General features: G+C 70.6%; 15 protein-coding genes and 1 other RNA gene. 8 read left to right on the plus strand and 8 right to left on the minus strand.

Features of this window, described 5'->3' with window-relative positions; all coding sequences use genetic code 11:
* Positions 1-37: 37 nt before the first annotated feature.
* Positions 38-634 carry a recombination mediator RecR gene (gene recR, locus ACM6LR_RS06015; protein ID WP_409495296.1) on the minus strand — a complete coding sequence of 199 codons (597 nt, stop codon included), beginning with the start codon at positions 632-634 and terminating at the stop codon, positions 38-40.
* Position 635: 1 nt separating this feature from the next.
* Entirely contained in the window at positions 636-992 is a 357-nt protein-coding gene (locus ACM6LR_RS06020; protein ID WP_414936936.1) for a YbaB/EbfC family nucleoid-associated protein, read from the minus strand.
* Between the two features lie 68 nt (positions 993-1,060).
* Between ACM6LR_RS06020 and ACM6LR_RS06025 the strand changes: the two genes are divergently transcribed.
* Entirely contained in the window at positions 1,061-1,921 is an 861-nt protein-coding gene (locus ACM6LR_RS06025) for an N-acetylmuramoyl-L-alanine amidase (protein ID WP_414943347.1), read from the plus strand.
* A 60-nt stretch (positions 1,922-1,981) separates the two neighbouring features.
* Here the strand turns inward: ACM6LR_RS06025 and ACM6LR_RS06030 are convergent, their stop codons facing one another.
* Entirely contained in the window at positions 1,982-4,063 is a 2,082-nt protein-coding gene (locus tag ACM6LR_RS06030) for a DNA polymerase III subunit gamma and tau (RefSeq protein WP_414943348.1), read from the minus strand.
* An 82-nt stretch (positions 4,064-4,145) separates the two neighbouring features.
* Between ACM6LR_RS06030 and ACM6LR_RS06035 the strand changes: the two genes are divergently transcribed.
* A complete protein-coding gene (locus tag ACM6LR_RS06035; protein ID WP_414936933.1) occupies positions 4,146-4,979 on the plus strand; it encodes a spermidine synthase in 834 nt (277 codons plus the stop codon).
* 130 nt (positions 4,980-5,109) lie between these two features.
* Here ACM6LR_RS06035 and ffs read toward each other — a convergent pair.
* An RNA gene (gene ffs / locus ACM6LR_RS06040) (signal recognition particle sRNA small type) lies at positions 5,110-5,204 on the minus strand.
* A gap of 46 nt (positions 5,205-5,250) precedes the next feature.
* Between ffs and ACM6LR_RS06045 the strand changes: the two genes are divergently transcribed.
* Entirely contained in the window at positions 5,251-6,141 is an 891-nt protein-coding gene (locus ACM6LR_RS06045; RefSeq protein WP_414936932.1) for a serine/threonine dehydratase, read from the plus strand.
* Position 6,142: 1 nt separating this feature from the next.
* Here ACM6LR_RS06045 and ACM6LR_RS06050 read toward each other — a convergent pair whose 3' ends face one another.
* Both ACM6LR_RS06050 and ACM6LR_RS06055 read right to left on the minus strand, forming a co-directional pair.
* Entirely contained in the window at positions 6,143-7,615 is a 1,473-nt protein-coding gene (locus ACM6LR_RS06050) for a sensor histidine kinase (protein ID WP_414943349.1), read from the minus strand.
* A complete protein-coding gene (locus tag ACM6LR_RS06055) occupies positions 7,593-8,342 on the minus strand; it encodes a response regulator transcription factor (protein ID WP_414936930.1) in 750 nt (249 codons plus the stop codon). Before ACM6LR_RS06055 ends, ACM6LR_RS06050 begins: the two co-directional genes overlap by 23 nt.
* A gap of 433 nt (positions 8,343-8,775) precedes the next feature.
* On the opposite strand from ACM6LR_RS06055, the gene ACM6LR_RS06060 reads away from it, so the two are divergent.
* On the plus strand, positions 8,776-9,315 hold the full coding sequence (locus ACM6LR_RS06060) for a hypothetical protein (protein ID WP_414943350.1): 540 nt from the start codon (positions 8,776-8,778) through the stop codon (positions 9,313-9,315).
* Here the strand turns inward: ACM6LR_RS06060 and ACM6LR_RS06065 are convergent.
* Entirely contained in the window at positions 9,309-9,563 is a 255-nt protein-coding gene (locus ACM6LR_RS06065; RefSeq protein ID WP_414943351.1) for a hypothetical protein, read from the minus strand. The two genes, ACM6LR_RS06060 and ACM6LR_RS06065, sit on opposite strands and share 7 nt — an antisense overlap.
* A 141-nt stretch (positions 9,564-9,704) precedes the next feature.
* On the opposite strand from ACM6LR_RS06065, the gene ACM6LR_RS06070 reads away from it, so the two are divergent.
* Genes ACM6LR_RS06070 through ACM6LR_RS06085 form a run of 4 tightly spaced genes read left to right on the plus strand, consistent with a single transcriptional unit; the run spans position 9,705 to position 11,863 of the window.
* Entirely contained in the window at positions 9,705-10,871 is a 1,167-nt protein-coding gene (locus tag ACM6LR_RS06070; RefSeq protein WP_414936927.1) for a sensor histidine kinase, read from the plus strand.
* Positions 10,868-11,524 carry a response regulator gene (locus tag ACM6LR_RS06075; RefSeq protein WP_414936926.1) on the plus strand — a complete coding sequence of 219 codons (657 nt, stop codon included), beginning with the start codon at positions 10,868-10,870 and terminating at the stop codon, positions 11,522-11,524. The genes ACM6LR_RS06070 and ACM6LR_RS06075 overlap by 4 nt, the downstream gene beginning before the upstream one ends.
* Positions 11,514-11,660, plus strand: coding sequence for a hypothetical protein (locus tag ACM6LR_RS06080; RefSeq protein ID WP_414936925.1), 147 nt, complete (start codon positions 11,514-11,516; stop codon positions 11,658-11,660). The genes ACM6LR_RS06075 and ACM6LR_RS06080 overlap by 11 nt, the downstream gene beginning before the upstream one ends.
* The gene (locus ACM6LR_RS06085; RefSeq protein ID WP_414936924.1) at positions 11,657-11,863 is read left to right on the plus strand and encodes a hypothetical protein; all 207 of its coding nucleotides are present in this window, start codon (positions 11,657-11,659) and stop codon (positions 11,861-11,863) included. Before ACM6LR_RS06080 ends, ACM6LR_RS06085 begins: the two co-directional genes overlap by 4 nt.
* Positions 11,864-11,909: 46 nt before the next feature.
* On the opposite strand, the gene ACM6LR_RS06090 is transcribed toward ACM6LR_RS06085, so the two are convergent.
* Positions 11,910-12,071, minus strand: coding sequence for a hypothetical protein (locus ACM6LR_RS06090; protein ID WP_414936923.1), 162 nt, complete (start codon positions 12,069-12,071; stop codon positions 11,910-11,912).
* Positions 12,072-12,074: the final 3 nt, after the last annotated feature.

Consider the following 12,074-nt stretch of genomic DNA (forward strand, 5'->3'; position numbering starts at 1 on the left):
ATTTTGCAAGTAACGGACCGTTCATGGCATCCGGAGGCTAGAGAACCCGGCGTCCCGAGAGCGCCCGGCCCAGCGTCAGCTCGTCCGCGAACTCCAGGTCCCCGCCCATCGGCAGCCCCGAAGCGAGCCGGGTCACCGACAGGCCGGGGAAGTCGCGAAGCATCCGCACGAGGTACGTCGCGGTCGCCTCGCCTTCGGTGTTCGGGTCGGTCGCGATGATGATCTCGCTGATCTCCGCGCCGCCGATCCGCGCCAGCAGCTCGCGCATCCGCAGCTGCTCCGGCCCGATGCCGGACAACGGGTCCAGCGCACCGCCGAGCACGTGGTAGCGGCCCTTGAACTCACGCGTCCGCTCGACGGCGAGCACGTCCTTCGGCTCCTCGACCACGCAGATGACCGTGAGGTCGCGGCGGGTGTCGCGGCAGATCCGGCAGGTCTCCTGCTCCGAGACGTTGCCGCAGACCTCGCAGAACTGCACGCCTTCCTTGACCTTGCCGAGCACTTCCTGCAAACGCGCGATATCCGCGGGATCGGCCGCCAGCAGGTGGAAGGCGATCCGCTGCGCGCTCTTGGGACCGACGCCGGGCAACCGCCCGAGCTCGTCGATCAGATCCTGGACGACACCCTCGTACAAGCTAGCCGCCGAGCCCGGGGAAGCCGCCGAGGTCCGGCATCCCGCCGCCGAGGCCGCCCGCGAGCGGGCCGAGCTTCTGTTCGGTGAGCTTCTGCGCGTTGGCCGAGGCGTCCCGCACGGCCGCGACGACCAGGTCGGACAGGGTCTCGACGTCGTCGGGGTCGACCACCCTGGGGTCGATGGACAGCGACTTGAGCTGGCTGTCACCGGACACGGTCGCGGTGACGAGACCGCCACCGGAAGTGCCGGTCACCTCCGTGTTGGCCAGCTCTTCCTGGGCTTCGACCAGCTTCTGCTGCATCTGCTGTGCCTGCTGCATGATCTGCGACAGGTCGAAGCCGCCACCGGGTTGCACCATGATCCGATCGGTCCTCTCCTGGAATATCCTGTGCCGCCTACCAGCCTAGCCGTCACTCGTATGGCACCGTGGGCGCCGTGCGACGACGGCTGAGCCTTGTGGTGGCGATCGGATTGACGCTGTTCACGGCGTGCGGTGTGGAAACCCCCGCCGCGCCGCCGTCGACTCCTGCTCCACCGGGGACGGCCACCGTCCTCACCACCCTTCCGCAGCCGAGCGTGCCGCGCGTGCCGCCTTCGAGCGCTCCTCAGCCGCCTCCCCCCACGTCGCAGCCGAAGACGGGCAAGGTCGTGGTGCTCGACCCCGGGCACAACGGCGGCAACGCGAGCAAGCCCGGCGAGATCAACAAACAGGTCCCGGCGGGGCGCGGGAAGAGGAAACCGTGCAACACCACCGGAACCGCGACGAATTCCGGTTATCCCGAGCACGCGTTCACCTGGGACGTCTCGCAGCGGATCTCGCAGGCCTTGACTGCCAAAGGAATCCGGGTCGTCCTCACCCGGCGGAACGACACCGGTGTCGGACCGTGCGTCGACGAACGCGCCGCGATCGGGAACGACGCGCAGGCGGACGCGGTCGTGTCGATCCACGCCGACGGCTCCCATTCCGAGGGCGCGCACGGCTTTCACGTCGCCTATTCGGCCCCGCCCCTGAACGCCCAGCAGGGCGAGCCGTCGACGAAACTCGCGACGGCGCTACGGGACGGCATCCGCGCTGGTGGCTTCCCGACGTCGACCTATCTCGGTTCGAACGGGCTCGCGCCCCGCGCCGACCTCGGGGGTCTCAACCTCTCGACCCGGCCGGCCGCGCTCATCGAATGCGGGAACATGCGCAACGCCGCCGAAGCCGCGGCGATGTCGAGCGAAGAGGGACGTCAGCAGTACGCCGCCGTCATCGCGAAGGCCATCGCCGACTACCTGGGGGGCTGAACCCCCGCACTTAGTCCTCTGGTTGCGGTCCTTGCGCGTGCAAGGACCGCGACCAGAGGACTAAGTGCGTTCGTCGAGCGGGCGCGCGTTGAGGTGGTCGGCGAGGAGTTTCCGGGCGATCTCGTCCGGATCCTTCTCGGGCGGGAGAGGCGGAGGCGGCGGCGCGGGGCTCGCGTCCTCGTTGTAGAGGTCCTCGTCTTCCTCGACCGGCTCGGGCGGGAGCGGGATGTCCGGCTCGGTGGTCGCCACCTTCGGCCGCTGAGGTTCCGGCTTCGGCTGCTGCGGAGGCGGAGGCGGCGGGGCGGGAGCGGCGGCGGGTGCCTCGGCGGATCGGCGGGTGAAGGACCGCTCGGGCGCGGGCGGTGCCGACGCGCCCTTGGGGGCGGCGGCCTGCCGGGCCTGCGCGGCGCCATGGACGCACCGCACCTGCCAGTCGCCGCCGAAGACCTCCTTGAACGCGGCCGCGACACGCTCCGCGTTGTGCGGCTCGGAAATGCGTCGCGCCAGTGGTTCCGCGTTGTGCGTGAGCGTGACGGCGGTGCCCTCGACGCTCGCCACGCTCGCCTGCGTGAGCATCGCCTCGGTGCTCCGGCCGCCCGGGACCTTGCGGATCGCGGCCAGCACGTGCGGCCAGCGGCCGCGGATCCCGTCCGCGTCCGTCCCGCCGCCCGAGGACGCCGCCGCCGGAGCGGGTGCGGCCGGAGCGGGGGTGGGAGCGGGCGCGGGTGCGGCGGGCCGTTCGGCGACCGGCTCGGGCCGCGCGACAGGCTGCGGTGCCGGTGCCGGTGCCGGTGCCGGTGCCGGTGCCGGTGCCGGTGCCGATGCGGGTTGCTGTGCGGGGGCGGCGGACCGTTGCGACGGCCGCTGGAACTCGCGCGCGGACTCACCGGCGGGGGCGACGGGAGCCGGTGCCGCGCCCGCCGGAGCGGTCTGAGCCGCTGGTGCGGGCTGAGCGACAGGCGCGGCTTGGGCGACAGGCGCCGAAGCGGCGCGGCGCTCAAGTCGTTCGAGACGGGCGAGCAGCGCGTTGGTGCCCTCGGCGACCGACGGCAGCAGCATCCGCGCCGTCAGCAGTTCCAGCACCAGCCGCGGTGAGGTCGCGCCCCGCATCTCCAAGAGTCCATTGTGGACGATGTCGGCGTAGCGCGAGAGCGTGGCGGGCTCCAGTTCGCCCGCCTGCTCCTTCATCTTCTTGAGTTCGTCGTCCGGCGCGGCGACCAGCCCGCGCTCACCCGCGTCCGGCACCGAACGCAGCATCACCAGGTCACGCAGGCGGTCGAGCAGGTCGGTGGCGAACCGGCGCGGGTCGTGCCCGGCCTCGGCGAGGCTCTCGACGGTGCCGAACACCGCGGACGCGTCATCGGCGGCCAGCGCGTCGACCATGCCGTCGATGAGCGCGACGTCGGTGACACCCAGCAGGGACACCGCCCGCGGATAGTCGACGCCGTCCGGCCCGGCGCCGGCCAGCAGCTGGTCGAGCACCGACTGCGTGTCCCGCGCCGAACCGCCGCCCGCGCGGATGACCAGCGGGTACACCGCGGGCTCGACCTGCGCGCCCTCGGCGGCGACGTTGCGTTCAAGCAGTTCCCGCATCGACTTGGGCGGGATCAGGCGGAAGGGGTAGTGGTGCGTCCGCGACCGGATGGTGGGCAGCACCTTGTCCGGTTCGGTGGTCGCGAAGATGAAGATCAAGTGCTCCGGCGGCTCTTCCACGATCTTCAGCAGGGCGTTGAAACCCTGCGTCGTGACCATATGCGCCTCGTCGATGATGAAGACGCGGTAGCGCGAGTCCGCCGGGGCGTAGAAGGCCCTGTCCCGCAGCTCACGGGCGTCGTCGACACCACCGTGGCTGGCGGCGTCGAGTTCGGTGACATCGACGCTGCCGGGCCCTTCGGGCGCGAGGTTGCGGCACGAGTTGCACTCGCCGCACGGATCCGGCGTCGGCCCCTTCGCGCAGTTCAGCGAACGCGCCATGATGCGTGCGCTCGACGTCTTGCCGCAGCCGCGCGGGCCGGAGAAGAGGTAGGCGTGGTTGATCCGGCCCGCCGCCAGCGCGATGCGCAGCGGATCGGTCACATGCTCCTGCCCGACGACCTCGGCGAAGGTAGCCGGACGGTACTTTCGGTATAGGGCTAGAGCCACGGCGTTGAATCTAACAGTGGCGCGCAGCGTCTCGATCGAGGGCGGCGGCGGGGGCATGGATGGATACCGGGAGGGCCGACAGGTGAGACCGGCACCGACCCCAGGCACCTATCCGGTCCGCTTCGGCACCGCCGAACTGCTCCGCGACGCCGACCGCGCCAACGCCTGGATGATCTCCGTCGACGGCGTCGCCCAGTCGCACGTCAACCTCGACGACCCCACGGATCTCGAGTTCGACTACATCCGCCGGATCGCCGACGTCGTCGACTGCCTCGGCGAAGGCCCGCTCGACGCGCTGCACGTCGGCGGGGCCGCCTGCACGCTCCCCCGCTACGTCGCCGCGACGCGACCCCGCTCACGGCAGCTGGTCTTCGACGCCGACGGCGAACTCGTCGCGCTGATCCGCGAGCAACTCGGTCTGAAGGGACTGAAAGTGCGTGTGGGCGACGGCCGCGAAGGCGTCTCCGGCAGGTACGACACTTCGGCTGACCTGGTCATCGTGGACGCCTTCGAACGCGGAGTGTTCGCCGGCGGCCTCGCGACCGTGGAGTTCACGAACGAGGTCGCGCGAGTCCTTCGCCCGGCCGGAACCTACGTCGCCAACGTCAGTGACGGCCCGAACCTGCCGTTCCTCCGCCGATTCCTGGCGACACTGGCGACGTCGTTCCCGCACCTCGCCCTGCTCGCGGAACCAGGTGTCCTCCGAGGCCGCCGGTTCGGCAACATCGTGGTCGCCGCGTCTCGCGTCGAACTCCCGGTCACGGACCTGACCCGCCGGGCAGCGTCGTCCGCGTACCCGGCCCGCTGCGTCGCGGGCGAAGACCTTCGCGAGCTTCAAGGCAAGGCGCGGCCGATCACCGACGCGGACGCCCTGCCGTCACCGGTACCGCCTAAGGACGTCTTCGGGATCTTCTGAAGGCGGCGGGTACTGCTGGGGCAAAGGTGGCGGCCCAGCCGTGTGAGGGGAACTTTAAGGGACCCAGAGTCCCTCAAGGAGTCCTTCACGGACTTCAAACCCGCAAGCGACCAACCGTGGGGGCCGAAACGAAAGGGGACCCCGCGCACCCGTCAGAGCTTGCTTATCCTTGCTGCCTTCCGGCCCTGGGGAGGTTCACAAGATGGACGCCGCGCGGGGTCCGAGGACCAGTGTAGTCACTCCGGTCCAGACATGGAGGACAGTGGGGGGTATGAGCACTCCGACCTGGGAACATGTCGTCAAAGCCGCTGAAGCCGTCCACCCGTTCGTGCGACGCACGCCGATGCTGCGCGCCGAGGTCGACGGGCGGCCGCTGGTCCTCAAGCTGGAGCAGCTGCAGCGGAGCGGATCGTTCAAACTGCGGGGCGCGGTGAACGCGCTGGTGAGCGGGCCGTTGCCGGAGCGGGTGCTGACGGCGTCCGGCGGCAATCACGGGCTGGGCGTGGCGACAGCGGCTTCGCTACTGGGTGTGCCCGCGACGGTGTACGTGCCGGAGTCGGCTCCGAAGGCGAAGACGGTACGGATCGAGGCCGCGGGCGCGAAGCTCATCCGTCACGGCGCGACGTACGCCGAGGCGGCCGCGAAGGCGCTCGAAGCCGCTTTCGAACCGGGTACGCGATACCTGCACGCGTACGACGACCCCGCCGTCGTCGCCGGTCAGGGCACCGTGGCGGCCGAAGTGGTCCAGGACGCTCCGGACGTCGACGCGTTCCTGGTCGCGGTCGGCGGCGGCGGCCTGGTCGCCGGGACTTCACTGGCCGGGGTGCCGACGTTCGCCGTCGAGCCGGAGCGGTGCCGCACGCTCGGCGCGGCGCTGGAGGCGGGTGAGCCGGTGGACGTGGAGATCGACTCGGTGGCGTCGTCCGCGCTGGGCGCGACCAGGATCGGCGGCGTCCCGTTCGGGGTGCTCCAGAACCGGGTGACGTCCGTGCTGGTCAGCGACGCGGAACTGCTCGCCGCGCGGGACCGGCTCTGGGAGGAGTTCCGGCTCGCCGTCGAACCGGCCGCCGCGGTCCCGTTCGCCGCCTGGCTGGCCGGGCGAACCGACGGCGAACTGCCCTGCGTCATCCTGTGCGGCGCGAACAGCGAGTGGACGCCGTGAGTCAGGCGGCCAGGAACCGGACCTGGAACTCCGTCCGCCCCGGACGGCTGGTGACCCCGACCTGACCGCCGTGCGCGGCGACCACGGCCGCGACGATGGCCAGCCCGAGTCCGGTACTGCCCGCCGCCCGCGACCGCGAATCGTCGCCGCGGGCGAACCGTTCGAAGACGTCCGGGAGGATCGGCGGCGGGATGCCCGGCCCACCGTCGACAATGGACAACGTCACCACTGAATCCACAATGGACAGAGACGTGGTGACCTCGGTACCGGCCGGGGTGTGCGTACGGGCGTTGCCCAGCAGGTTGATCACCACCTGGTGCAGCTGATCCGCGTCGCCGAGGACGGTGATCGGTTCCGGCGGAACCTCCAGCAGCCACTTGTGCTCCGGTCCGGCGACGTGCGCGTCGGCGACCGCGTCCGCGACCAGCCGCGAGAGATCGACCGGCTCGCACACCACCGGGCGGCCGGAGTCCAGCCGCGCGAGCAGCAGGAGATCCTCGACAAGGCCGGTCATCCTGGTCGATTCCGACTCCACCCGGCCCATCGCGAACGCGATGTCCGGCGGCACTTCGGAGCCGGAGCGCCGGGTGAGTTCCGCGTAGCCTCGGATGGCCGCGAGCGGGGTTCGCAGTTCGTGGCTGGCGTCGGCGACGAACTGGCGCACCCTGCTCTCACTGGCCTGGCGGGCGGACAGCGCGTGGGAGATGTGGCCGAGCATGCGGTTGAGCGCGAAACCGACCTTGCCGACCTCGGTCCGCGGATCGGTGTCCACTTCGGACACTCGTTCGGACAACGCTACTTCGCCACGGTCCAAGGGAAGTTCGGCGACCCTGGACGCGGTGGCGGCCAGCCGGTCGAGTGGTTTCATGGTGCGCCGCACGGTCACCGCGCCGAGCGCGCCCGCCAGCAGGATGCCGCCGATGGCGACCCCGCCGAAGATGAAACCCAGGTTCCACAAGGTGTCCGTGACGTCCTTGGTGGGCAGGCCGGTGATCGCGATGCCGCCGCCGGCCGTCGGCTTCGCCACCACGCGGTACTCCCCGAGCGACCCGAGGTCCACGTCGCTGGGCTCGTTTCCCAGCCCTGACCGCACCAGCGTGTCGACCTGGGCCCGGGTGATCTCGTCGTGCGGGAACGGGTCGGTGACTTTCGCGTCGTAACTGGACCGCAGCACCGCGGCGAGCACACGCCCGTCCGGGAACACGTTCACGAACAGCGAACCGGTGCTCTGCCCATAGGCCCGCAAACCTTCGGGCACCCGTTCCCCGCCGGGACGACCCGGTGGCGGCGGACGGCTGGCGCGTTGACTGGTCTCGTTGAGCCGGTCGTCGAGCTGGTCGATCAGGAAGTCCCGTAACGCCAGTTCGGTCACCACGCCCACCACCAGGCAGACGAGCGCGAGCAGCCCCGCGACCTGCGCGATCAGCCGCCGCCGCAGGGACCAAGGCCGCCTACCCCGCGGGCTTGAGGACATACCCGGCGCCGCGCATCGTGTGGATCATCGGTTCCCGGTCGGCGTCGATCTTCTTGCGAAGGTAGGAGATGTACAGCTCGACGATGTTGGCCTGGCCGCCGAAGTCGTAGCTCCACACCCGGTCCAGGATCTGCGCCTTCGAAAGCACGCGCTTCGGGTTGCGCATGAGGTAGCGCAGCAGTTCGAACTCGGTCGCGGTCAGCGGCACCGGATCACCGCCGCGCCGCACCTCGCGACTGTCCTCGTCCAGGGTCAGGTCGCCGACGACCAGCGTCGACCCGCTCGGCCCGGCGACCCCGCCGGCGCGCCGAAGCAGCGCGCGCAGGCGCAGCGCGACCTCCTCCAGGCTGAACGGTTTGGTGACGTAGTCGTCGCCGCCCGCGGTGAGCCCGGCGATCCGGTCCTCCACGGCGTCCTTCGCGGTCAGGAACAGCACCGGCAGGTTCGGCGACTCGGAGCGCAGGCGGCGCAGCACTTCCAGGCCGCTCATATCCGGCAGCATGACGTCCAGTACCACCGCGTCCGGCCGGAATTCCCTGGCGACGCGGACCGCTTCGGTGCCGTCGGCGGCGGTGCGGATATCCCAGCCCTCCATGCGCAGGGCCATCGACACGAGTTCGGACAAAGTCGCCTCGTCGTCGACGACCAGCACCCGCACGGGGCTGCCGTCGGCCCGGCGCAGGCCGGCCTTCGCGGAATCGGACGAAGGGACGTTCACACTGGTCATGGTGCCATCCTTGGCGGTGCCGTTGAGGCTTCCCTGTGTCCCGGCTGTGCGTTTCCTGTGCACGATCACCCGGCCGTGGCGAACGGACGAAGTCGTTCGACGAGAAGCGCCGGATCCGGTCACGGCGAGCACCGGCGCGGTGATGAGGGGGCGTTGCGGCATCTGCCGATCTCGTCACCCTCGCCGGTCACGTCCGCCATGTCGCCGTCCCGCCGGAGACCGTCGCCTCTGCCGCCAGGCGATCGCGACCCCGCTCAGGCACAACGGCACGAGCACGACCGCCACGGCACCGACTCGCGGACCCACCGCGGACAGTCTGCCGGAACCGGACGGGGAGAGGTCTCGGAAACACAGCGCGTGCCCACCGGCGGCACAGCTTCCGCACAGCGACGGCGGCGAGCATGGCCGCAACCGAGTACACGGAGGCGACCTGATGACCGAACCGACCAAACCCGCTGCCTGGGGCGCGCCCGTTCCGGCAGGCGAACCGAAGAAGGCCTGGTCGGGCCGCAAGACCGCGATCGCGGCCATGGTGGCGGTGCTGATCGCCGCCGGTGGCGGAGCCGCGATCTGGGCCGGGACCGCCGCGAACGGGGCCGAACAGGGCCAGGGCGGGATGATGGGCGGCCCCGGCGGTGGCCGGATGATCTTCGGCCCCGACGGGGGTATGCCGCGCGACGCGCTGCACGGCGACTTCGTCGTCTCCGACGGCAAGGGCGGCTACCGCACCGAGCGGCTGCAGACCGGGGAGATCACCGAGATCAGCGCGACGTCGATCAGCCTGACCAGCAAGGACGGCTACCAGCAGGTCTACACGATCGATTCGTCGACACGGAAGACCGGCGATCCCAAAACCGGGGAGAAGGTGACGGTGACCGCCAAGGTCGCCGGGAACACCGCGACGGCGACGACCATCGGGCAGGCCGGGCAGAACCAGCGTGGCCAGAACGGCGGACCTCGTCCCGGCTACTGACCCATGGCGGCGAGCAGCGCGGCGACGGTCTCGGCGGGTTCCTGACCGGAGGTGTCGAGGACGACGCGGTCGTCGCGGGATCGCCGTATCCGGGCCGCCTCCGCGACCGCGCGGGCGGCCACCCGGTCCCGCACACCGGGTGGCGCGCCGCGTAACTCGTCACCCGCCAGCAGCGCGGATTCGCCTTCGGCCCGGCGGAGGGCCGATGAGCCCGAGCTGATCGATGTCGACGTACGCGACGCTGCCACCCGACTCCCGGACGCGGGTGTACAAACCCCAGGCGGTGGTGAATTTCCCCGATCCCGGCGCCCCGGTCGCCCAGAGCACGGGAGTCTCGGCTGCCCGATCTTAAGAACCCCAGTCCACCGAAATAGGGCAGAGTTGGGCGCGTGCGGGACATCAGTGGTTCGCTGGCGAGACAGGCCTGCGCGGTCGCGGCCGTCTGCCTGGTCTCCGACGCCGGACTGTTCCTCATCACCGGACCGCCGCTGTCGTTCGGCTGGCAGGCGTGGGTGGTGCTGCTCGGCGGAATCCTCGCGAACAGCGCGCTGGCCGGGCCTTCACGGTATTCCGGCTGGGTTTCGGCCACGCACGGCGCACTGCTCGTCGCCGCGCCGCTCCTGCTGTTCCCGTACGACCACTATCTGCAGGCCACCAACGCGGGAGTGCTGATCGCGGGATACCGCGCGGGGGCCTGGCTGTCGGCCAAACCCGCGCTGGCCGCGCTGGGCGCGATGCTCGCCGGCCTCCTCGCCTGCAACGTCATCCCGGTCGACCGCGGCGACCGGGACTGGCGGCTGCTGCTCATCGACGTCGGGGTGAGCGGGCTGCTGCCGTGGCTGGTCGGCCGCTACACGACCGCGCGGCGCGCGTACATCGCCGATCTCCAGCGTGCGGAGGAACAACGGCGACAGCACGAAGCCGAGGCGGTGCGCCGTGCCGTCACCGAGGAGCGCACGACGATCGCTCGTGACCTGCACGACGTGATCTCCCATCACGTCAGCGCGATCGGTGTGCACGCCGGCGCCGCGCGGCTCGGGCTGCCGTCGGGCGAACCCGCGGTCCGGCGTTCGCTCTCCGCCGTCGAATCGTCGAGCCGGGCCGCGATGGCCGACCTCCGGCGCCTGCTGGATCTTTTGCACGGCAAGGAGAACGGGGACGCGCAGCGGCAGCCGGGGCTGGACAATCTCGACGAGCTGCTCGACAACCTCCGCGCCGCCGGGCTGCCCGCGCGGATGACCAGTCACGGCGGGCCGCTGGAACTGCCGGGCTCGGTGGACGTCGCGCTGTACCGCATCGCACAGGAGGCGCTGACGAACGCGCTCCGGCACGGTTCCGAAAGCACCGTGGAGATCGACCTCGCCTACCGGCGGACCGAAGTCGTCCTCACGATCACGAACGAAATCGGCCCGAGCACGTCGGCCGAGTCGACGAAACGCGGTCTCGCCGGGATCAGGCAACGGGTCGCCCTGTTCGGCGGGCAGGCGGAATGCGGGCCGCTCGACGACGGGCGGCATTGGCGGGTTCGAGTCGGTTTTCCTTTGGAGGCGGAGTGATCCGGGTTCTGCTGGCGGACGACCACGCGATGTTCCGGTCCGGGATGCGCGCGGTGCTGGACACCCAGGCGGACTTCGAATGCGTCGGCGAGGCGGCGGACGGACGCGAGGCCGTCGCGCAGGCGGCCGCACTGCGCCCGGACGTCGCGGTGCTCGACGTCCGGATGCCCAGACTGGACGGTCTCGCCGCGACCGAGGCCATCATGTCCGCACCCGGTAACGACACCCGGGTCCTGGTGCTGACGACCTACGACTCCGACGAGTACGTCTACCGCGCGCTGCGGGCCGGTGCGAGCGGATTCCTGTTGAAGAGCCTCACGCCCGAAGAACTCGTCTCGGCGATGCGCGTGGCCGCGCGCGGCGACGCGCTGATCGACCCGACGGTGACCCGGCGGCTGGTGTCGACCTTCGCCACCAGCATCGAACCCGTGGCCGCCGAACCGGCGGAGCTGGAACGGCTCACCTCACGCGAACGCGAAGTCCTCCTGCTGGTCGCCGACGCCTCCAGCAACGCGGAGATCGCCGCGCATCTGCACGTGGGCGAGGAAACGGTGAAGACCCACGTTTCCCGTATTCTCGCCAAGTTGGGGCTGCGGGACCGGGTTCACGCCGTCGTCTACGCCTACCGGAACGGATTGGTGGGTGACCGGTGAGGAAACGCCGGACAAGACCGAAGCCGTCTTCGGGACGGAGGGCGGACCGTGGTTCCTTGGCTGGATCAGCTCGCCCGGCGGGCCCGCCGGTGCCAGGATCCCAGGAGAGCACGTCGAGGCAGGGAGCTGCGGATGAAGCGCTGGGTCACGCTCACGATCGGGCTGGTCTTCCTGCTGGTGGGCGGCGTCTGGGTGCTCCAGGGCGCCGGGATGCTGACCGGCAGTTTCATGACCGGGCAGAAACTGTGGTTCCTGATCGGGCTCGTCGCGTTCCTGATCGGGGTGGTGCTGGTGGCGGTCACCGCCCGCCGGTCGAAGCGGGCACCCACTGACGACTAGGACCATCCGTGTGCCGAGGCGGACAGCGAAACGCCGGCCGACAGGGTCAAACGACGCCAGGTGTTACTGACTTCCGTGGTGTGAAGGGGACTTTCGCCGCATGCCATGCGGGGAAAGTCCCCTTCACACCACGCAGTTTCAGCGGCAGCACGCCCTCGTTGAACGTGTTGGTCGCCTTGGCCGGTTTGAGGTAGCGGGTGGTGGTCATCCC

It is taken from the genome of Amycolatopsis sp. cmx-11-32 (genome assembly GCF_047608695.1).
Classification (GTDB): domain Bacteria; phylum Actinomycetota; class Actinomycetes; order Mycobacteriales; family Pseudonocardiaceae; genus Amycolatopsis.

What these genes read in the sequence shown, in the direction of transcription:
- ACM6LR_RS06085 (WP_414936924.1), top strand. Translation starts at nt 11,657, where the DNA reads ATGAAGCGCTGGGTCACGCTCACGATCGGGCTGGTCTTCCTGCTGGTG.
- ACM6LR_RS06050 (WP_414943349.1), bottom strand. Translation starts at nt 7,615, where the DNA reads ATGTCCTCAAGCCCGCGGGGTAGGCGGCCTTGGTCCCTGCGGCGGCGG.
- ACM6LR_RS06055 (WP_414936930.1), bottom strand. Translation starts at nt 8,342, where the DNA reads ATGACCAGTGTGAACGTCCCTTCGTCCGATTCCGCGAAGGCCGGCCTG.
- ACM6LR_RS06090 (WP_414936923.1), bottom strand. Translation starts at nt 12,071, where the DNA reads ATGACCACCACCCGCTACCTCAAACCGGCCAAGGCGACCAACACGTTC.
- ACM6LR_RS06020 (WP_414936936.1), bottom strand. Translation starts at nt 992, where the DNA reads ATGGTGCAACCCGGTGGCGGCTTCGACCTGTCGCAGATCATGCAGCAG.
- ACM6LR_RS06045 (WP_414936932.1), top strand. Translation starts at nt 5,251, where the DNA reads ATGAGCACTCCGACCTGGGAACATGTCGTCAAAGCCGCTGAAGCCGTC.
- ACM6LR_RS06060 (WP_414943350.1), top strand. Translation starts at nt 8,776, where the DNA reads ATGACCGAACCGACCAAACCCGCTGCCTGGGGCGCGCCCGTTCCGGCA.